General features: G+C 70.4%; 19 protein-coding genes. 15 read left to right on the top strand and 4 right to left on the bottom strand.

All coding sequences use genetic code 11. From position 1 onward, the window contains the following. Nucleotides 1–4: 4 nt before the first annotated feature. The 10 genes from ACFQRJ_RS00210 (at nt 5) to ACFQRJ_RS00255 (ending at nt 8771) form a co-directional block, all read left to right on the top strand. Nucleotides 5–1354: an FAD-binding oxidoreductase gene (locus ACFQRJ_RS00210; protein ID WP_377015780.1), complete on the top strand. Its 1350-nt coding sequence runs from the start codon at nt 5–7 to the stop codon at nt 1352–1354. A gap of 105 nt (nt 1355–1459) precedes the next feature. Beyond that, nucleotides 1460–2329, top strand: coding sequence for a glycosyl hydrolase family 32 (locus tag ACFQRJ_RS00215; RefSeq protein ID WP_377015783.1), 870 nt, complete (start codon nt 1460–1462; stop codon nt 2327–2329). Next, nucleotides 2326–3417: a mandelate racemase/muconate lactonizing enzyme family protein gene (locus ACFQRJ_RS00220; RefSeq protein WP_377015786.1), complete on the top strand. Its 1092-nt coding sequence runs from the start codon at nt 2326–2328 to the stop codon at nt 3415–3417. The genes ACFQRJ_RS00215 and ACFQRJ_RS00220 overlap by 4 nt, the downstream gene beginning before the upstream one ends. A 58-nt stretch (nt 3418–3475) precedes the next feature. Next, nucleotides 3476–3751: a type II toxin-antitoxin system Phd/YefM family antitoxin gene (locus ACFQRJ_RS00225; protein WP_377015789.1), complete on the top strand. Its 276-nt coding sequence runs from the start codon at nt 3476–3478 to the stop codon at nt 3749–3751. Further along, nucleotides 3748–4008 (top strand): type II toxin-antitoxin system RelE/ParE family toxin, encoded by a 261-nt coding sequence (locus ACFQRJ_RS00230; protein WP_377015792.1) that lies wholly within the window; start codon nt 3748–3750, stop codon nt 4006–4008. Before ACFQRJ_RS00225 ends, ACFQRJ_RS00230 begins: the two co-directional genes overlap by 4 nt. 174 nt (nt 4009–4182) lie before the next feature. After that, nucleotides 4183–4896, top strand: coding sequence for a nucleoside hydrolase (locus ACFQRJ_RS00235; protein WP_377015795.1), 714 nt, complete (start codon nt 4183–4185; stop codon nt 4894–4896). Between the two features lie 47 nt (nt 4897–4943). Next, nucleotides 4944–5852 (top strand): carbon-nitrogen hydrolase family protein, encoded by a 909-nt coding sequence (locus ACFQRJ_RS00240; protein ID WP_377015798.1) that lies wholly within the window; start codon nt 4944–4946, stop codon nt 5850–5852. Between the two features lie 5 nt (nt 5853–5857). Beyond that, the gene (locus ACFQRJ_RS00245) at nt 5858–6265 is read left to right on the top strand and encodes a GNAT family N-acetyltransferase (protein ID WP_377015801.1); all 408 of its coding nucleotides are present in this window, start codon (nt 5858–5860) and stop codon (nt 6263–6265) included. A 55-nt stretch (nt 6266–6320) separates the two neighbouring features. After that, nucleotides 6321–7253, top strand: a complete 933-nt coding sequence (locus ACFQRJ_RS00250; RefSeq protein WP_377015804.1) for a phosphotransferase — start codon at nt 6321–6323, stop codon at nt 7251–7253. 129 nt (nt 7254–7382) lie between these two features. Continuing rightward, nucleotides 7383–8771 (top strand): GntP family permease, encoded by a 1389-nt coding sequence (locus tag ACFQRJ_RS00255; protein WP_377015807.1) that lies wholly within the window; start codon nt 7383–7385, stop codon nt 8769–8771. A 31-nt stretch (nt 8772–8802) separates the two neighbouring features. Here the strand turns inward: ACFQRJ_RS00255 and ACFQRJ_RS00260 are convergent, their stop codons facing one another. From ACFQRJ_RS00260 to ACFQRJ_RS00270, 3 genes are read right to left on the bottom strand one after another with little or no spacing between them, the layout of a single operon-like run. Further along, the gene (locus ACFQRJ_RS00260) at nt 8803–9720 is read right to left on the bottom strand and encodes a carbohydrate ABC transporter permease (protein WP_377015810.1); all 918 of its coding nucleotides are present in this window, start codon (nt 9718–9720) and stop codon (nt 8803–8805) included. After that, the gene (locus ACFQRJ_RS00265; RefSeq protein WP_377015813.1) at nt 9717–10667 is read right to left on the bottom strand and encodes a carbohydrate ABC transporter permease; all 951 of its coding nucleotides are present in this window, start codon (nt 10665–10667) and stop codon (nt 9717–9719) included. Before ACFQRJ_RS00265 ends, ACFQRJ_RS00260 begins: the two co-directional genes overlap by 4 nt. Continuing rightward, a complete protein-coding gene (locus ACFQRJ_RS00270) occupies nt 10664–12037 on the bottom strand; it encodes an ABC transporter substrate-binding protein (RefSeq protein ID WP_377015816.1) in 1374 nt (457 codons plus the stop codon). The genes ACFQRJ_RS00265 and ACFQRJ_RS00270 overlap by 4 nt, the downstream gene beginning before the upstream one ends. Nucleotides 12038–12442: 405 nt before the next feature. On the opposite strand from ACFQRJ_RS00270, the gene ACFQRJ_RS00275 reads away from it, so the two are divergent. The 5 genes from ACFQRJ_RS00275 to ACFQRJ_RS00295 all read left to right on the top strand — a co-directional run bounded on the left by ACFQRJ_RS00275 (nt 12443) and on the right by ACFQRJ_RS00295 (nt 18243). Next, on the top strand, nt 12443–13600 hold the full coding sequence (locus ACFQRJ_RS00275) for a glycoside hydrolase family 172 protein (RefSeq protein WP_377015819.1): 1158 nt from the start codon (nt 12443–12445) through the stop codon (nt 13598–13600). Continuing rightward, a complete protein-coding gene (locus tag ACFQRJ_RS00280; RefSeq protein ID WP_377015822.1) occupies nt 13597–15264 on the top strand; it encodes a fucose isomerase in 1668 nt (555 codons plus the stop codon). The genes ACFQRJ_RS00275 and ACFQRJ_RS00280 overlap by 4 nt, the downstream gene beginning before the upstream one ends. Before the next feature lie 97 nt (nt 15265–15361). Next, a complete protein-coding gene (locus ACFQRJ_RS00285; protein WP_377015825.1) occupies nt 15362–16360 on the top strand; it encodes a LacI family DNA-binding transcriptional regulator in 999 nt (332 codons plus the stop codon). Between the two features lie 36 nt (nt 16361–16396). Next, entirely contained in the window at nt 16397–17284 is an 888-nt protein-coding gene (locus tag ACFQRJ_RS00290; RefSeq protein ID WP_377015828.1) for an aldo/keto reductase, read from the top strand. A 461-nt stretch (nt 17285–17745) separates the two neighbouring features. Then, complete coding sequence (locus ACFQRJ_RS00295) at nt 17746–18243, top strand: FBP domain-containing protein (protein WP_377015830.1); 498 nt, start codon at nt 17746–17748, stop codon at nt 18241–18243. Between the two features lie 293 nt (nt 18244–18536). On the opposite strand, the gene ACFQRJ_RS00300 is transcribed toward ACFQRJ_RS00295, so the two are convergent. Continuing rightward, nucleotides 18537–19163: a nucleoside/nucleotide kinase family protein gene (locus ACFQRJ_RS00300; protein WP_377016369.1), complete on the bottom strand. Its 627-nt coding sequence runs from the start codon at nt 19161–19163 to the stop codon at nt 18537–18539. Nucleotides 19164–19239: the final 76 nt, after the last annotated feature.

The raw sequence follows: 19239 nt of genomic DNA on the forward strand, positions 1-19239 counted from the left end.
CACCATGACCGCCGTGCCCGCTCTGGCCCGCTCACTCGGCCGCAGCTTCCTCCGGCCGGGTTCGCCCGGCTATGACCTCGCCACCGACATCCCCTTCGCCACCCCCGGACGTTCCCCGCTCGCCGCCGCTCGACCCACCAGCACGCGGGAGGTCGCCACGATCGTGCGCGGCGCCCGCGAGGCCGGGGCGCCCCTGGCCGTGCGCAGCGGCGGCCACTCCCGCCGTGGCATCGTCGACGGGGCCCTCACCCTCGACATGCGGGGACTCGATCAGCTGTCCATGGACCCCGACTCCCGTATCGCGACCGTCGGCGGCGGGGTGCTGGCCGCCGACTATCTCGCCGCCGCACACGAGCACGGCCTGACCACCGGCTTCGGCGACGCCCCCACGGTCGGCATCGCCGGCATCACCCTGGGCGGCGGTGTGGGTTTCCTGACCCGGCGCGACGGGCTGAGCATCGACAACCTGCGCTCGGCCGAGGTGGTGCTGGCCGACGGCAGCGTGATCATGGCGGGCCCCGACGAGCACCCCGAGCTGTTCTGGGCACTGCGCGGCGGGGGCGGGAACTTCGGAGTGGTCACGCAGCTGAGTTTCGACCTGCACCCGGCAGGCACCGTCGCCGGCGGGATGCTCGCCGTGCCCGCCACCGCCGAGGTGCTCGCCGGCGCGATCCGGGCCGTGCGCACCGGGCCCCGGGAACTCGGGGCGATGCTGAATCTCATGGCCGCCCCTCCCGTGCCGTGGCTGCCCGAACGGCTCCACGGCACCCCCGTGCTGGTGATGGCCCTGTGTTACTCCGGGGCCCCCGAGGATGCGCCGTCCGTGCTGGATCCGCTGAGGCAGCTGGGCGAGCCCGCGCTGGATACGGTCGGCCCCACGCCCTACCCCGAACTGATCAAGGGCCCTCCTCCGGCGCCGGCGAAGCTGCATCCGGTGGTGCGCTCCGGGTTCGTCGACGGCGCCGACGCGTCCTGGGCGGCCGCCGCGCTCGAGGCCCTCGGCCGGCGCGCTACAGATATGGCCGCCGTACAGATTCGCTTCCTCGGCGGCGCCGTGGCGGAGGTGGCCGAGGACGCGACCGCCTTCGCCCACCGGCAGCGCGAGGCCACCGTGGCCGTCGTCGCCGCCACCGCGGATCCCGGGCAGCTGGAGCCCGCGAGGCAGTGGGCCGACGCCACCGAGCAGGCACTGGGCCTGACGGGGCGCTACCCCAACTTCCTCTCCGACCCCACCACCGAGGAGGATGTGGCGGCTGCGTATCCGGGCGAGACGCTGACGCGACTGCGCGAGGTCAAGCGCGCCTACGACCCCGACAACACGTTCTTCTCCGCCCTCAACATCGCCCCGCTCTGAGGTGGGCGGCCATGTACGCCGGGCGAGGGTGACGCTAGGGTCGACGGGACGAGTACACGATTGCTGTCGTACTCCCCGCCGCCACCTGCTCGACGAGGAGCATCCGTGCCCCCAGCACCAGTCCGCCTCATCCCCGGCACCAAGCGTCGCCTGCTCGACGCCTCGCCGTCGGCGGAGGACCCCTGGTACATCAACGACCACACCCTCATCCGGGACGCGGACGGCACCTGGCATGTCTTCGGGATCTGGCATCCCGAACCCGCCGATCCGCTGGGGGAGAACCTCTTCCTCCACGCCACCGCCCCGGACCTGACCGGCAGTGAGTGGACGATCCACGACCCGGTGCTCCACGCCCGCACGGAGATCGGCGAGACGCACGTCTGGGCACCCCACGTGATCCACCACGACGGCCGCTACTGGATGTTCTACTGCGGCGGCCGCGCAGACCACGCCGACTACCGCATCGAGCTCGCCATCAGCGCCGATCTGTTCACCTGGACCCATCACGAGGGCGGGTCGCTCTTCGCCGACGGCTACGACGCCCGCGACCCGATGGTCCTCCGCGACGGCGAGCGCTGGCTGCTCTACTGCACCCGCACCTCGGAGCCGACCGGCGGCTTCCACGAGGTCGGTGTGCGCACCAGCACTGATCTGGTGACCTGGTCGGAGCCCTCGGTCGCCTACCGCTCGACCGTCTCCGGCACCGTCGGCGGGCCGACGGAGTCGCCCTTCGTCATCCGCGCCGGCGACGGCTGGCTGCTGTTCGTCTGCGAATCGGGGGAGTACGACCGCACCCTGGCCTACTACTCGCGCGACCCGTTGCACTTCGAGGACGCCGGGCAGGTCGACGTCGACCTCGACGAGCACTGCGCCGAGATCGTCACCGACCCCGAGAACCCTGCCCGCACCTGGATCACCGGCGGCGGCTGGGACCGTGGCGGGCTGACCATCCGAGACCTGGAGATCCGCGCATGAACCCCACCGATCTGACCGGCCGCCGCCTCTCCGCCGTCGAGACCCGGCCGATCCGCAGCCGCTACCCGCGCCCCATCGGCCGCAATGCCCGCCTCGGCGCGCACGGTGAGGGGCCGACGGCGCTCGCCGTCGTGGCACGCACCGACTCCGGGCACGTCGGCTGGGGCATGTACGAGGGGCCCGAGGCGGACTTCACCGCGTGCGTCGGCGCGCCCATCGAGGAGATCTTCGACCCGGCCATCGGCGTGCTGGACTCGGCGGCACTGCCGCTGGACGTGGCGCTGCACGACCTCGCCGCCACCATCCTCGACGTGCCCGTCCACCAGATGCTCGGCGGGCTCGGCACCGCGCCCGTGCCCTGCTACTCCGGCGCGATCTACTTCGATGATCTCGACCCCGACGACTCCCCGCGCGGCGTAAGCGGCGTGCTGGCCTCCTGCGCCGCCGACTGGGACGCCGGATACCGCGCCTTCAAGCTCAAGATCGGCCGGGGCAACCGCTGGATGCCCTCCGAGGCGGGGCTGGCCCGGGACCTCGAGGTCGTCCGCGCGGTGCGCGAGGCGTACCCGGACGCCCGCCTGCTGGTCGACATGAACGACGGCTATACCCCCGAGCAGACCCTGCGGTTTCTCGAACAGGTCGAGGACTGCGACCTGTACTGGATCGAGGAGCCCTTCGCCGAGCACGCCGAGGGTCTGCAGCAGGTTCGAGCGCACCGGGACCGCAGCGGCTCGAACGTCATGGTGGCCGATGGGGAGTACGACCCCGACGTCGACCACGTGCTCGATCTCGCCCGGGACGGGCTGCTGGACGTACTGCTGATGGACGTGCTCTCCTTTGGATTCACCGCCTGGCGGCGCCTCATGCCCACCGTCCGCGAGATCGGCGTCGTCGCCTCGCCCCACGCGTGGGGGCACCCGCTGAAGACGCTGTACGCCGCGCACCTGGCGGCCGGACTCGGCAGCGTGCCCGTGGTCGAGGCGGTTCCCGGCACCACCGAGGGCGTCGACGCCTCGGCGTACTCGCTGCAGGACGGGCAGATCGTGCTCCCGCAGACCCCGGGCTTCGGGCTGATGCTCGAGAACTGAGGCCTCCCATCGCTGCGTTCCGTGTGTACACAGTGACCGGTAGCGCTACAGTGGCTGCATGTCGAGCGGTGAGAACAGCATGAGCAGTGAAGTGTCCACACGAGAGCTCCGGCGCCAGCTTGCCGACGTGCTCGGCCGCACGATGTACGGAGGGGAACGAATCGGCGTGACGCGCAATGGAAAGCTCGCAGCAGTCCTGGTGAGCCCTGCAGATTTCCAGGTGCTCGAGGAGTACGAGATGGCTCAGGATGTCGCTGCGTATCGAGAAGCCAAGGCGGCTGATGACGGGGAGCGCATCGACCTCGACGACCTGCGCCGCGACATCGCCTTGTGAGGTACCGAGTCGTCTTCACGAGCGCTGCCGCGCGCCAGGTGAAAAAGCTGCCGAGGCCGGCGCGGGAACGTGTCCTCGCGGCCGTGGAGGACCTCGCTGCGAATCCACGGCCCCACGGGGCCACGAAGTTGGTCGGTGAGCGGACGGCGTGGCGGATCAGGGCCGGTGATTATCGGGTCATCTACGACGTGCTCGACGAAGAGCTCACGGTGACGATCGTCCGGGCAGCGCACCGCCGAGATGCCTACGACCGATAGCAGACTGCCGTCGGGCCGAAGAACGGAGAGGGACTGACTGATGGCAGAGACCGACGGTATGTCGCTGGTGCTCGACACCGACATCGGTACCGACGTCGACGACCTCCTGGCGCTCGCGGTCATCCTGGGTTCCCCGAGCTGAACGCCACTGCGGTCACGACGGTCTACGGCGACGTGGAGCTGCGGGCCCGCCTGGTGGCGAAGGTCTTCGCCTCCGCCGGGCGGGCCGCCCCGATCATCGCGGCCGGCCTCGCCGAGACCCGGTCCGGCAAGCCCGCGTGGTGGGCCGGGCACGAGGGCTCCACCATCGAGGACCTGGACGAGCAGGAGTTCGCGGAGAACGTCAGCGCGGTGGATGTGCTGGCAGCCGGCGGCCACGTCGTCCCGATCGGCCCTCTCACGAACGTGGCCGCGGCTCTCGAGCATCCTCGGTGCGCGATCAGAGAGATCACCATGATGGGCGGCGCCTTCGACGGGCGCACGGACCACAACATCCGCTCCGACGTCGACGCCGCCCGCGTGGTGTTCGATGCCGGTGTCGAGCTCACCGCCGTCGGCCTCGAGATCACCGAGCAGGTCCGGCTGACGGAGGCCGACCTGACCGGTCTCGACGGTGAACTTGGACAGCTGCTCCTTGGCGAGGTGCACCGGTACTGGTCCGTGATCGGGCACGACTGGAACACGCCGCACGACCCGATTGCAGTGCTGACGATGGTCGCGCCCGAGCTGTTCCGGTTCGAGCGCGGCCGGATCCGCATCGACGGCGCGGACGGTTGCACCGACTTCGACCCGGATCCCGACGGGCCGCACCGGATCGTGCGGGCGCTGGATATCGAGGGAGTCCGCCACGAGCTGGTGACACGACTCGGACGGGCATGCACCCGGTGAGACGCGGGACGGGGGCGGAGACGGTCCGAGTCGGCGACCATGGGCCCATGGTTCGCATTGCAGTGGCGCAAGGACTGGGGACCCAGAGGTTCGACGCGGCCTCGATCGCCGCGCAGGGGCGCGAGGTCCGGGAGCTGATGCGCGTCGCGGCAGCCGGCTCGGCGCGCCTGGTCCTGTTCACTGAAGGGGCGCTGTCCGGGTATCCCCACAAGCGGCTCATCTCCAGCGATCCCGCGCAGGTTGCGGACGCCGACTGGGCACTCGTGGCGTGGGACGTCCTCGCGCGCGAACTCGAACTGACCGCGCAGCTGGCCGGCGAACTCGAGCTGTGGACGGTCGTCGGATCTGTTCACCCGTCGTCTGAGGGCGGGCGTCCCTCCAACAGCCTGCACGTGATCAGTGACGCCGGGGTGATCGTGGACCGCTACGACAAGCGGTACCTCTCGACCACGGAGAGCTCGTTCCTCTATGCCGCGGGCACTCGGCCGACGACGTTCGAGGTCGAGGGGCTCAGATTCGGGTGCGCGCTGTGCATCGAGGCCGGGCTCCCGGAGGTCTTCATCGAGTACGAAGCGATGGGTGCTGACTGCGTGCTCCTGGCCAGCTACAGCACGGACCCGGACTCGCTGGACGAACAGCGCCCGCTCGCGCACGCCCTGCTCACCCAGATGTGGATCGCCTTCGCCGCGCCCGGCCTCGAACCCGGCCACCCTCGCTCGGGCGTCGCCTCCGCCGACGCCCGGTGGCTGGCTCGCGGCGCGGAGGACGGGGCGCCCCAGGTCGTCCTCGCTGATCTCGATCCGTCGCACGAGGCAGCACAGACCGGTTACCGGTACGGCCGTCCCTGGCGCGCACGCCACCGCGCAGCATCCGCCGTTGCCCCTGATTCGGTATGCCCGCCGGGCGCCGAACATCGAGGGGCCCACAGGTCGCGGGGCCGGCCTGCGGAACACTGATCGCCATGGGAACGATGGAGCCGCTCAACTACGCCTGGCGTGACGACGTCTCCGATCAGGAGGTCGCCTCCCTGCACGCCGCAGCCTTCGCGCACGCCGAGGAGATGGAGCCGTGGGTCGAACGGCTGCAACGGCACTCGCTGGGGTGGGTGACGGCGCGCAGAGGCTCGGACCTGGTGGGCTTCTGCAATGTCGTCACCGATGGGGGCCGGCACGCGTTCCTGCTCGACACCTCCGTGCACCCTGACCATCAGGGCTCAGGCATCGGGCGCGAGCTGGTCCGTCGGGCGATCGAAGAATGCCGAGCCGGCCCCGTCGAATGGCTCCACGTCGACTTCGAGGTCGCTGCGGGGCCGTTCTACCTGGCTGACGAGTTGTTCCGGCCCACCGCCGCCGGCATCGTCGACGTCTGACGCGGTCCGCCGAAAAGACGGTGCGGTCTTCGCCGGCCCGTGGAAAGGTGGGCCGATGACCCCGAGACTGACCTGGACGGACCTCGATATCTCGCTGCGCGGGCGCCTCGAGGAGCTGCTCGGTGAACCCGTGGTCCACACCCACTCGTGTCGCGGCGGGTTCTCCCCGAGCAGCGCCGAGATCCTGAGCGGAGCCTCCGGCCGCAGCCTGTTCGTCAAAGCCGTCCGCGAGCAGGACAACCCCGACTCACCGGCACTGAACCGCGCCGAAACCGCGGTGCTCGAGCAGATGCCGACGCAGGCCCCGGTGCCCCGCCTGGTGGACGCCTTCGACCACGGCGACTGGTTCGTGCTGGTGACCGAGGCCGCGCCCGGCTCCCTGCCGCAGCAGCCGTGGACAGCCCGGCAGCTGGACCAGGTGCTCGCGGCGCTCGAGGCACTGCAGGCAGCCACCACGCCGTGCCCGGTGGCCGGCCTGCCCACGGTGCCGGAGCATCTCGGGCCGGACATGCTCGGCTTCGAGCGCGTCGCCGAGAATCCGCCGGAGGACCTGGATCCGTGGCTCGCCGAGCGTCTCGACGCCCTGCGCGCCGCAGCACTCCGCGGCATCGACGCCCTGGCGGGAGACACGCTCTCCCACTCCGACGTGCGCGCCGACAACATGCTGATCACCGACGACGGCGACGTGAGCCTGGTGGACTGGGCCCACGCTTCCCGCGGCAGCCGTGTCTCCGACGCCCTCCAGCTGCTCTCCAGCATCGACGACGTCGACGGCACCCTGCGGGTCAACGATCGTGTCGATGAGGTGCTCGCTCGCCACGGACACCCCCGGAGGATGGGCACCGATGTCCTCGTCGGGATCCTCGGGTTCTTCGTCGACGCGGCGCGGTTGCCGCACAATCCGACTCTGCCCCTGCTGGGGGAGCACCGCCGGCGCCGTCGCGATTCGCTCTTCGCGATCGTCCGGGAACGGTGGGGCGGCGGTTGAGCGACGGCTGACGTGTCGATGCCGAATGCGCGACTTGTGTCCGGTCCGTATGACAGGCTCACCGTGTTATCCGGTGTGAGGCAGCGGGCTCGCAGCACACCGTCCGGCTGGTGATCGACGGAGATTCACATGGACGACTGGACACAGACATTGGGAGCAGGTCCGCTGCTCGGCATCGCCGCCGCGGCGGTCGCCCTGATCCTCATCCTCATCATGCGCTTCCGCGTACATGCGTTCATCACCCTGGTGGTGGTCTCGGCGCTCACCGCGATCGCCGCCGGCGTACCGATGGCGGCGGTCTACGAGACCATGTCCGAGGGATTCGGGTCCACGCTGGCCTCGGTCGCCATCCTCGTCGCCCTGGGCGCGATGCTCGGCCGCCTCGTCGAGCACTCCGGGGGCGCCAAGGCTCTGGCCGACCGCATGATCGACACCTTCGGCGAGAAGCGCGCCCCCTTCGCGCTGGGTATCTCGGCACTGATCCTCGGGTTCCCGATGTTCTTCGACGCCGGCCTGGTCATGATGCTGCCGATCGTCTTCGCCGTTGCTCGCAGGCTCTCCAGCCGCTCCGTGCTGCTCTATGCCATCCCCACCGCGGCGGCGTTCTCGGTGATGCACGTCTTCCTGCCCCCGCACCCCGGCCCGGTCACCGCCACCGAGCTCTACGAGGCCAACCTGGGCCTGGTGCTGCTGATCGGCGCCCTCATCGCCTTCCCGCTCTGGTACGCCGCAGGCGCCGTATGGGGCCGCATCGTCGCCGCCCGCGTCCCGCTCCCGGTGCCGACCATCTTCGGCACCGTCGACGACGACCAGCCCGCCGCCCCGCCGGCCGTCGGCACCGTCATCGCCCTCCTGCTGCTGCCGATGCTGCTGATCCTCATGAACACCGGTCTGGACGCCCTGGGCTCGGTGGGCGCGGTGGATGCCGACGCGACGTGGGTCGCTGTGCTGTCCTTCCTCGGAACGTCGGCGATGGCGCTGCTGATCACCGTGATCGTGGCGACGTTCGTGCTCGGCCACCGGCGCGGCGAGAGCGGCTCCGCCCTGGAGAAGGTGCTGGACTCCGCGCTCGGCCCCATCTGCTCGGTCGTGCTGATCACCGGCGCGGGCGGGATGTTCGGCGGCGTGCTGCAGGCCTCCGGCATCGGAGATGCCCTGGCCGACTCCCTGGGCGGCATCGGGCTGCCGGTCTTCATCGCCGCCTACCTGATCGCGGTGATCATGCGACTGGCCCAGGGCTCCGCGACCGTCGCCCTGGTCACCGCCGCCGGCCTCGCATCCCCGGCGGTCATCGCGGGCGACTTCAATTCGCTGCAGGTCGCCTGCATCGTGCTGGTCACTGCGGCGGGCTCGGTCTTCGCCGGCCACGTCAACGACTCCGGCTTCTGGCTGGTGGGCCGATTGCTGGACATGGACGTGAAGACGACGCTGAAGACCTGGACCGTCCAGCAGGCGCTGCAGTCCGTGATCGCCTTCGCGCTCGTCGGCATCATCTACCTCATCGTCTCGGCCTTCTGACGCGATCGCCGGGGCCCGACCCGCGCCGGGCCTACTTGAACCCGGAGGACTTGATCGACTCCACGATCTGGCGCTGGAAGAAGAAGAAGATCAGCAGCGTCGGCATCGCCGCCACGGTCGAGGCGGCCAGCACGTAGTTCCAGTCGGATGCGTACTGCTGCTGGAACGTGGCGATGCCGAGCTGGACCACGCGCAGGTCCGGATCCGAGGTGATCGTCAGCGGCCATACGAACGAGTTCCAGTTGGTGAGGAAGAAGAACACGGTCAGGGCCGAGAGGATCGGGCGGGACAGCGGCAGGATCACGCTGCGGTAGATCCGCCAGTAGCTGGCGCCGTCCACCAGCGCCGCCTCCTCGAGCTCGGCGGGCAGGGAGACGTAGAACTGGCGCAGCAGGAAGATGCCGAAGGCGTTGAAGATCGCCGGGATGATCAGGCCGGCATAGGAGTCGACCATGCCGAGGGTGCGGACGACCACGAACGTCGGGATCAGGATCACCGGCAGGCTCACCAGCAGGGTCGAGAAGATCAGCAGGAAGATCGTCTCGCGACCGGGGAAGCGCAGCCGGGCCAGGGCGTAGGCCGCCATCGAGTGGAACCACAGCGCCAGCACCGTCACCGCGGCCGAGACGATGAAGCTGTTGAACATGTACCGCAGGAACGGCACCTGGGTGAACACGTAGGTGAAGTTCTCCAGCGTCGGCTCCGAGGGCAGCAGCGCGGAGCCGTTGACCTCGGCGGCGGGCTTGAAGGCACCGGTGACCATCCAGACCAGCGGGAAGATCGTCATCAGCGCCAGCAGCACGCCGAGGATGAACAGGAGCGTCGTCGTCGGCGTCCAGCGTCGCCGGCGGCTCGGGCTCATCGCGGGCCGGTCGGATACGGATCCTGCCCGGTGCGGCTCGGCCCGGTGGGCGGGGGAGGGGTGCGGGGTGGAGACTGCGTCGCTCATTCGAAACGACCTCCCTTGGTCAGAGCGAACATGACGGCGGACCAGGCGAGCATGGCGACCACCAGCACGGAGCCGATGGCGGCCGCATAGCCGAGCTCACCGAACAGGAAGGCCTGCTCGTAGATGTAGAAGATCAGCAGGGACGTGGCACCGGCGGGGCCGCCGCCGGTGAGGACGAAGATGAGGTCGAGCCCGCCGGTCATCACGGCCACGGTCGACGTGATCAGCACGAAGAAGCTCGTCGGCCGCAGCAGCGGCAGGGTGACGCGGCGGAAGCGCTGCCAGGCGCTCGCGCCGTCGATGCGTGCCGCCTCGTAGTACTCGCCGGGGATGTCCTGCAGCCCGGCCAGGAAGATGATCATGTAGTAGCCCATCTGGAACCACACGGTCACCACCACCACCGTGCCGAGCGCCAGGTTGGGCTGTCCCAGCGGGGAGATGTTCTCGAAGCCGAGCAGGCCCAGCATCCGGCTGAGCACGCCGACCCGGTCGGCGAGCATGAACTGCCAGACCATCGCGACCACCACGAGGCTGACCACGTAGGGCACGAACAGGGCGCTGCGGATGAGGCCGACGAAGGGCAGCTTCTGCTGGACCAGCAGCGCCAGCCCCAGGCCGAACACGAAGATCAGGGGGACCACGGCGACCAGGTACAGCAGCGTCACGCGCACGCTGGACCAGAACTGCGGGTCGCCGATCATGCGCACGTAGTTGTCCACACCGATGAAGTCGAAGGACCCGAAGCCGTCGACCCGGAAGAAACCCAGGACGATGGCGAGCACCATCGGCACCGCGACGAAGACCAGCAGGCCGAGGGTGTCGGGCAGGAGGAACCAGAAGGCGGCGCGGCGTTCCCGGCGCGCCCGGGTGTTGCCCAGGGTGGAGGGCCGGGAGGTCCCCGTCCCGGTGGCGGTGCCCGCGGTGCGGGCGAGGCGGACGGTGTTCACAGCAGGGGCCCTCCCTCGTAGGTCTCGAGGTAGCTCTCGATCGCGTCCTGTGCGGTCGCGGCCTCCTCGGCAGGGTCGGCGCCGCCCAGCTGGGTGGCCTGGATGGCGTTGGAGACGGCTTTGTAGATGACCGGTGGGAAGCGCGGCTCGGCGCGGCCGGTGGGGAGGATCTCGTCGCGGAACTGCTGGAGGATCGGCTCCTCGAAGGCGCCGGTATCCCCGATCGCCTCGGTGACCGAGGTGCGGGCGGGGATGTTGCCCTTGGCGACGCCATTCCACTGGACGCCGGCGTCGATCGAGTCCTGGCTCATCGAGCCCATCACCTCGACCGTGAGCTGGGCGGCGGCCTCGGGGTCGCGGCCACGGGCATTGACGCACCAGGCCCAGCCGCCCAGCGTGGTCACGGGTTCGCCGCCGGGTGGGGCGGGCAGCGAGAAGACGCCGTACTCGTAGTCCGGCGCGTTCTGGCGCAGCGCCTCCACGTCGAAGATGCCGCCCTGCCACATGGCGGCATAGCCGCCGGTCAGAGCGCTGACGATGTCGCCGTTGGCCGGGCGTGTGCGGGGAGCGGCACCGCTGGTGATGGCGTCCTGGAACAGCTGGAGAGCCTGGATGCCGGCTTCGCTGTCGAAGACGGGGCGCTGGCTCTCGACGTCGATGACGTCCCCGCCGGCCTGCCACAGCCAGGGGTAGAAGGTGAAGTTCTGGTAGTAGCCCGGCAGGGTCTCCAGCACCAGGCCGGCGCGTTCGCCGCCGGTCATGCGTTTGCCGAGCTCGAGCATCTCGTCCCAGGTCGTCGGCAGGTCGCCCTCGGAGAGCCCGTGCTCCTCGAAGGTGGCGACGTCGTAGAAGATCGCCAGCGGCTCCTGCTCCATGGGCAGCCCGTAGATGCCGTCGCCGACGGTGCGGGTGGCCAGCGCCTGGGGGTAGAAGTCGTCGATCGCCTCCTGGCTCATGTACGGAGCGAGGTCCACCAGTACGCCGCCGTTGTAGTAGCGCAGGAAATCGCCGGGGGAGATGAGGAAGATGTCCGGTCCGGCCCCGGAGGCGAAGGCAGTCACCAACCGGGTGTTGGTCGGATCCGTGTAGCCGGGGATGTAGACCGGTTCGACGGGTCGGCCGCCGGCGTCCTCCCAGGTCTTCAGCACGTTCAGGAACCAGTCGTTCTGGGCGACGAGGTTCGGATCCTGCTGATCGATGGGCGCGTAGAACTGCCAGAACTGCATCGGGTCGGACGCGCCTGCACCGCCGGCGGAGCCGCAGCCGCCGATGGTCAGCGCGCCGCCGGCGCCCGCGGCCGTCGCGGCCCCGCCGCGCAGCAGGTTCCGCCGGCTGAGGAGAGGTTCTCTGCTCGCAGGGTGGGTTCTCATGGTCGCCTTCCGTGGCGTGGGGAGGTCTGCACGTGGCCTTCCTCGGAACACGTCGTCGTGGCGCAGCCGCGGTGCGGTGGCGAAGCTGCGGAGGTCTCGACTCGGCCGTCTGGAGGAGGGAGCATGGGCGTCCGCTCCGGCGTCTATGCCCGGCCGTCGTCAGTAATCGATTTATCGCTACGGTAGAGGCAGGGGCGATCGGCGTCAACCACGGCTCGTGGACCACTGTCGGGCTCCACCCCCCCGCACCCGGGCCCGGGTGGATTGACGGTGCGCGCCGCCTCTCGTATCGTGCCAGTAATCGTTTCCCACCCGCCGTCCTCTGCTCCGGTTCCTCCCTGCGATATGGCGGGGTGGGGCCCCGACGACGAATCACCGTTGATCCGACTCCCAGGGAGTACCCGCGTGACCCACCTTCCCAGCCCCGTCGCCCGCCTGCGTCCCGTGCAGACCCGCTCCATCAGTCCCGAGAACTTCGACGGCTCCCCGGGCGGCGGAGGCCGCGCCACCGACGGCACCGGCGCGGAGGCCGCGCGCGATCTCGGGCAGGGCTGGAAGGTCTCGCCGAGCGTCGACGTGAAGGCGGGGGAGACCTTCACCCTCGCCGACATCGACTCCGCCGGCGTCATCACCCACATCTGGATCACCACCCACACCGACCACTGGCGCCACCTGGTGGTGCGCGCCTACTGGGACGGCAGCGACGAGCCCGCGGTCGAAGTCCCCTACGGCGACTTCTTCTGCAACGGCTGGGGCGTGTTCTCGCAGGTCGACTCGCAGATGGTCGCCGCCAATCCGCACGGCGGCTTCAACTCGTACTGGCCGATGCCCTTCTGCGAGGGCGCGCGCCTGACCCTCGAGAACACGGCCGACGCCGACGCCCGCGTCTACTACCAGGTGACCTACGAGCTGGGCGGTGACCACAGCGAGGACGCCTACTTCCACGCCCAATGGCGGCGCTCCAACCCCCTCGATGAGGCCACCGAGCACGTGCTGCTCGAGGACGTCGAGGGTCACGGACAGTACGTGGGCACCTACATCGCCTGGGGCGTGAACTCCAACGGCTGGTGGGGCGAGGGCGAGATCAAGTTCTACATGGACGACGACCTCGCCAGCGGCCGGGACGGTGGCTTCCCGACGATCGCCGGCACCGGCACCGAGGACTACTTCGGCGGCGCCTGGAACTTCGACATCCCCGGCCAGGGGTACACCGCCTTCTCCACCCCGTACCTGGGCATGCCGCAGGTGATCCGGCCCGACGGTCTCTACATCGCCCAGCAGCGCTTCGGCATGTACCGCTGGCACATCGCCGACCCGATCCACTTCTCCACCGGCCTGCCGCGCGTGGACATCCAGGCGCTGGGGTGGAAGTCCGCCGGGCGCTACCTGCCGCTGCGCGACGACATCGCCTCCACCGCCGTGTTCTACCTCGACCGGCCCGCCACGGCCCGCCCGTCGGCCCCGACGTTCGAGGACATGGAGATCCACCTGGGATCCGGCGCCGCTCCCCACAGCCCCGCCGGTCCCGCCCGCACCGACCACAACTCGGGAGAGCGCTCATGACCACCACCACCGCCGCCCAGCGCAACTACGACCTCCCGGCGCCCCGCGAGGTCGCCCCCGCCCCGGAGAACACCGTCTACCTCATCCCCAGCGGTGACTCGCGCGAGAGCGCGAACCTCCCCGCCTGGCCGTTCCAGCAGGAGCTCGAGCGTCTCGTCTCCGACGCCGTCGGCGCCGCCGGAGGGCAGGTGCGGCGCGGCTTCGAACCGGACCCGGAGGCGGGCCACGGCTTCATCCGCTCCCAGCGCATGGGCATCGAGGTGTTCAAGCACATCCCGCCCGAGGCGCCGCTGATCGTGGCCACCGCCAACTGGCAGTACAGCCACCACGTCCTCGCCGGGCTGCGCAGCCACCGCGGCCCGATCCTGACGGTGGCGAACTTCGCGCCCGAGTGGCCGGGCCTGGTGGGCCTGCTGAACCTCAACGGCGGCCTGACCAAGATGGGCCGCGAGTACTCCACCCTCTGGACGGTCGACGGCACCGACGACTGGTTCCGCGAGGGCGTGGCCACCTGGCTCTCCACCGGCCGCCTCGAGCACGACGAGCGCCACGTGCGTCCGCTGCCGCCCCTGCCCGCCAATGCCGAGGTCGAGCTGGGCCGGGCCCTGGCCGATCAGCTCCGCGCCGACAAGGCCATCATCGGCATATTCGACGAGGGCTGCATGGGCATGTACAACGCGATCATCGACGACGAGATGCTCAACCCGCTGGGCATCTACAAGGAGCGGCTCTCGCAGTCCGCCCTGTGGGCCGAGATGCAGACGGTCACCGACGAGGAGGCCGACGCCGTCGGCGCCTGGCTGCAGGAGGCCGGGATGACGTTCCGACTCGGCACCGACGAGGCCACCGAGCTCACCGAGAACCAGCTGCGCGGGCAGTACAAGATGTACATCGCGGCGCTGCGGATCAGCGACGACTTCGGCCTGGACGCCGTGGGCATCCAGTACCAGCAGGGACTCAAGGACGTCACCCCGGCCTCGGACCTCGTCGAAGGTCTGCTCAACAACGTCCAGCGCCCCCCGGTGACCAGCCGTGACGGCTCCCGCGTGCTGTGGGAGGGCCAGGCCCTGCCGAACTTCAACGAGGTCGACGAGGGCGTGGCCGTCGATGCGCTGGTCACTAATCGCCTGTGGACCGCGATGGGCATGGACCCCGCCACCACGCTGCACGACGTCCGCTGGGGCGAGGAGTACGACGGGCAGTACGTGTGGGTCTACGAGATCTCCGGCTCCGTCCCGCCCAGTCACTTCCCTCGCGGCTACGCCGACGCGGAAGGCTGCCGGCAGGGCCCGGCGTTCTTCCCTGCCGGCGGCTCGACCATCAACGGCGTCTCCAAGCCCGGCGAGATCGTCTGGTCCCGCGTCTACATCCAGGACGGCGGCCTGCACGTCGACCTCGGCCGCGGCAGCGTCGTCGAGCTGCCCGAGGAGGAGGTGCGCCGCCGCAAGGAGCTCACCAACCCCGAGTGGCCGATCGCGAACGTGGTGCTGCACGGCGTGAGCCGTGACCAGTTCATGGGCCGGCACAAGGCCAACCATGCCCAGCTCGTCTACGCTGATGACCAGGGCGCGGCCGACCGCGCCTTGACCGCGAAGGCAGCTTTCTTCGAGCGTCTCGGGGTCATCGTGCACCTGTGCGGCGATGCCGAGATCGTCCAGGACTGAGCGACGTCCGGGACCGAGCGACGGGCACGGGCTCTCCCGTCGCCGCCCGAAGAGGGCATGAACCGACCGGACCACCGGAACGACCCAGGAGAAGCACATGGTGACGCCACGGCCGACGATCATGGACGTGGCGCGCGCAGCGGGGGTGTCCTCGGCGACGGTCTCGCGGGTGATGAACGGTGCCTCCACGGTCGACAAGGAGCTCACCCGGAGAGTGCGGGCGGCGGTCCGCTCGACCGGGTACGTGCCCAACGCCATGGGCCGGTCCCTGCGCCGCGGCGGCACCTCGCAGATCGCCGTGGTCGCGCCGGATGCGGAGAACCCCTACTTCACCCAGATCATCAGTGAGGTGGAGCGGATCGCCCGCGGCCGGAACCACTCGGTGACGGTCGCCCACACCGAGGACGACCTCGAGGTCGAGCGCGAATGCTTCGCCCAGCTGGTGGGTCGGCACGTCTCCGGGGTGCTGCTGGTCCCGGTCCACAGCACCCTGACCGATCTGACGCCGCTGGCCGATGCCGGCATCCCGGTGGTGCTCGTGGATCGCTGGATCGAGGGGGCGAACACGGACCTGGTCGCCACCGACAACCTCGACGCCGGCCGCCAGGCCGCCCGCCATCTGCACGAGCGCGGTTTCCGCCGCCCGGCCGTGATCGCAGGGCCGACGGACCTGCGCACCACCGAGGACCGCGTGGCCGGGTACCTCACGGCATGGCGCGAGGCCGGCGTCGACGTGGACGACTCCGCCGTGCTGCGCGGTGACCTCCACGTTGAATCCGGCACCGCGATGATGGAGCAGATCCTCGAGGGCGCCGCGGCGGACTGCGTCTACGTCACCAACAACCGCATGTCCGCCGGGGCCTTCGAGGCGGTGCGCGGCAAGAGCGAGGTGCCGGCGCTGCTGGCCACCGACGACGATCTGTGGACTCGCCTGGTCACCCCGTCGATCTCCGTCGTCCACCAGCCGGTGCGCGCCACCAGCCGGGCCGCGGCTCGCATGCTCGGACAGCGCATGGCCAACCCCGACGAGGACCCCTCCACCACGCTGCTGCGCTCACGGATCATCGAGCGCGAGTCCACGCAGCCGCGCAGTTGAGTCCCCGCGCTGTGAGCTGAGACATAGGATCCTCCCATGACTGCACCCACGCGCCGCATCGGATCCCTGACCGTCTCCGCCCTCGGACTGGGCGCCATGCCCGTCTCCTTCGGCCGCTCCGAGCCCGTCCCGCACGAGCAGGCGATCGCGACCATCCACGCCGCCCTCGACGCCGGGATCACCCTCATCGACACCGCGGACATCTACGCCCCCAGCTGGGACACGATGGGCCACAACGAGAAGCTGGTCGCCGAGGCCCTGGGCTCCTGGAGCGGGGACAGCTCCGCGATCACCCTTGCCACCAAGGGCGGCATCACCCGCAGCGAGGGCGAGGTCAGCGGCCGCGACGGTTCCGCCGCCTACCTCCGCTCCGCGCTGGAGAAGTCGCTGAACGCTCTGGGCACCGACAGCGTCGACCTCTACTACTGGCACCGGCCCGACCGCAGCATCCGCTACGCCGAGGGCGTCGAGGCCCTGGCCGCCCTGCGCGAGGAGGGCCTGATCCGCGAGATCGGTATCTCCAACGCCAACGTCGAGGAGATCGACGTGGCCCGCGAGGTGCTCGGCGACGGCGGTCTCGCCGCCGTGCAGAACCAGTTCTCGCCCACGTTCTTCCATACCAGCGCCGGCGAGCTGCGCCACTGCGGTGAGCACGGGATCGCCTTCGTCCCGTGGTCGCCGCTGGGCGGCACCGGCGGCGGCGCCCGCGCCGTGGGGGAGCGGTTCCCGCAGATCCAGCGCATCGCCGAGGCCCACGCCGTCAGCCCGCAGCAGGTCGTCCTCGCCTGGGAGCTCTCCCTCGGCGAGCACGTGGTCCCGATCCCTGGCGCGGGCCGCCCGGAGTCCATCGTCGATTCCGCGCGCGCCATGACGCTCGAGCTCACCGACACCGATCTCGCCGAGCTCGGCGAGATCATCGCCTGACCCCGGGCAGCGTCCGTCTGATCCCCAGGGATGCTTGCCTGATCCCGGGGGATGTCCGTCTGATCCCGGCGAGATCATCGCCTGGTCCCGGGGATTGTCCGTGTGATCCTGGCGCCGACACCGCCGTAGTGGTCGCTATGCGTACGCCATAACGACAACGACGGCGGTGTCGACCCGTGGCGGGCAGCAGCAACGGAACCTTCGGGCCCTGGCGGGGCGATGCGCGCCTCAATCGGGTTGCCGGCTGCCCACGCCGGGCGTAGCGTGTCCGCGTCCATGACGGGAGAGGAGCACAGCATGCCCACGACGCATGCAGGAAGCGGGGCGGCCCACGCGGCCTGCTCGGTGTGACCTCGGCGTGCCCGCACGCCACCACGACGCTCACCTGAACACTCTCCCGCGCGCAGGGACACCCGTCCGAGTACGGGGCGGTCCCGCGCGCCCGTCGTGAGGACACACCCATGAACCCCCTGACCGAGTCCCAGATCCGCAGCTCCTTCGTCAACGCCAGCAAGGGCGACGCCAAGCGGGCGAGCCTGCCCGACCTCGCCCAGGTCCGGTGGGACCAGCTGGACTACCTCGGCTGGCAGGACGCCAAGCGTCCCCGTCTGCACTACGTCGCCCTCGAGGTCGACGGCTTCGTGGCCTGCCTGTTGCTGCGCGGCAACGACACCTCTCCCACCCGCAAGATGCTGTGCGCGTGGTGCGAGGACGTCATCGACGGCCTCCACGCCGCGTCCTTCGTGGCCCCGCTCGCCGGGGACTCCGGCCGGCGCGGCAACTCCATCGGCACCGCGATCTGCGCGGACTTCCGCTGCTCGAAGAACGTGCGACGGGCGCCGACCCCGGTCGAGATCCGCACCGAGGACCCGGCACTGCTGGAGTACTACCGCGAGCAGAAGATCGCGGGGCTGCAGGAGCGCTCGGCAGCGTTCGTGCGCTCCGTGCGCACCCGCTGACCGGCGTCAGCCGCAGCGCACGCCGCGGAGCCATTGCCAGGGCCGGCACCGACGTGCCCCCATGCCGAGCATCCTCGTTGTGGGGCCGCTCCACGTCGAGCATCCTCGTTGTGAGGCCGCTCCACGTCGAGCACCCCCGCAGTGAGGCCGCTTTGAGGTGCCCTTAACGGCCACTCAGAGGGGGTGCTCCGGCGGGCGTGGGGAGACCGACCGGAACGTGCTGGACAACTGGCTCGGGCAGGACCGGGCTCGTGGCTCGGCGAGCGCTGGCGGGCGCTGATCGGCAGGCCCGGTCAGCCGCAGCGCACGACGGCATCGGCCCGGTCCCGCGTGGCGGCGACCAGGCGGGCATTGGCCTCGTCCGGCCCCAGCGCCCAGTCGCGGGCCCGGGCGGGGCTCTTGCCGAACCGTTCGTGGCGGGCGATCAGGCGCTCGTGACGTACCTCGTCGGGCGTCTCCACGAACCAGCGGGCATCGAGCATCGTGCGCACATGGGCGAAGGCATCGTCGGCCAGGAGGTAGTTGCCCTCGGTGATCACCAGCGGCACGTGGCCGGCAACCTCGATCGCTCCGGCCAGGGGCTGCTCGAGGTCGCGTTCGAACATCGGCGCCCACACCGGCGGATCCTGCCGACGCGCGGTGCGCAGCCGCTGCAGCAGCGCCACGTAGCCGGCGGCGTCGAAGGTGTCCGGAGCGCCCTTGCGCTCCAGCCTGCCCAGTCGCTCGAGCGCGACGTCCGCCAGATGGAAGCCGTCCATGGGGACGACGATGCAGGACCCGGCGGGCAGCTGCTCGATCAGCACATCCGTGAGCGTGGACTTCCCGGCGCCGGGTGCCCCGGCGATGCCGAGCAGACGGCGCGTCCCGGACCGCATCGCCTCATCGAGCAGGGTCAGCGCGCGGGCCGTCGCCTCCTCCATCGACAGCACGGGCGGCCCTCCGCCGCCTTCTGCTGGTCTGGCGCGGGTAGTTGGCTCGCTGCGGACGGCGGGCTTG

Source organism: Brachybacterium sp. GCM10030252, assembly GCF_042666535.1.
In the GTDB taxonomy this organism is placed as follows: Bacteria; Actinomycetota; Actinomycetes; order Actinomycetales; family Dermabacteraceae; genus Brachybacterium.

Excerpts from the sequence above, each read along its gene's own strand:
- ACFQRJ_RS00210 (WP_377015780.1), top strand. The coding sequence starts at position 5 with ATGACCGCCGTGCCCGCTCTGGCCCGCTCACTCGGCCGCAGCTTCCTC.
- ACFQRJ_RS00220 (WP_377015786.1), top strand. The coding sequence starts at position 2,326 with ATGAACCCCACCGATCTGACCGGCCGCCGCCTCTCCGCCGTCGAGACC.
- ACFQRJ_RS00225 (WP_377015789.1), top strand. The coding sequence starts at position 3,476 with ATGTCGAGCGGTGAGAACAGCATGAGCAGTGAAGTGTCCACACGAGAG.
- ACFQRJ_RS00240 (WP_377015798.1), top strand. The coding sequence starts at position 4,944 with ATGGTTCGCATTGCAGTGGCGCAAGGACTGGGGACCCAGAGGTTCGAC.
- ACFQRJ_RS00245 (WP_377015801.1), top strand. The coding sequence starts at position 5,858 with ATGGGAACGATGGAGCCGCTCAACTACGCCTGGCGTGACGACGTCTCC.
- ACFQRJ_RS00250 (WP_377015804.1), top strand. The coding sequence starts at position 6,321 with ATGACCCCGAGACTGACCTGGACGGACCTCGATATCTCGCTGCGCGGG.
- ACFQRJ_RS00255 (WP_377015807.1), top strand. The coding sequence starts at position 7,383 with ATGGACGACTGGACACAGACATTGGGAGCAGGTCCGCTGCTCGGCATC.
- ACFQRJ_RS00260 (WP_377015810.1), bottom strand. The coding sequence starts at position 9,720 with ATGAGCGACGCAGTCTCCACCCCGCACCCCTCCCCCGCCCACCGGGCC.
- ACFQRJ_RS00270 (WP_377015816.1), bottom strand. The coding sequence starts at position 12,037 with ATGAGAACCCACCCTGCGAGCAGAGAACCTCTCCTCAGCCGGCGGAAC.
- ACFQRJ_RS00280 (WP_377015822.1), top strand. The coding sequence starts at position 13,597 with ATGACCACCACCACCGCCGCCCAGCGCAACTACGACCTCCCGGCGCCC.
- ACFQRJ_RS00285 (WP_377015825.1), top strand. The coding sequence starts at position 15,362 with ATGGTGACGCCACGGCCGACGATCATGGACGTGGCGCGCGCAGCGGGG.
- ACFQRJ_RS00290 (WP_377015828.1), top strand. The coding sequence starts at position 16,397 with ATGACTGCACCCACGCGCCGCATCGGATCCCTGACCGTCTCCGCCCTC.
- ACFQRJ_RS00295 (WP_377015830.1), top strand. The coding sequence starts at position 17,746 with ATGAACCCCCTGACCGAGTCCCAGATCCGCAGCTCCTTCGTCAACGCC.
- ACFQRJ_RS00300 (WP_377016369.1), bottom strand. The coding sequence starts at position 19,163 with ATGGAGGAGGCGACGGCCCGCGCGCTGACCCTGCTCGATGAGGCGATG.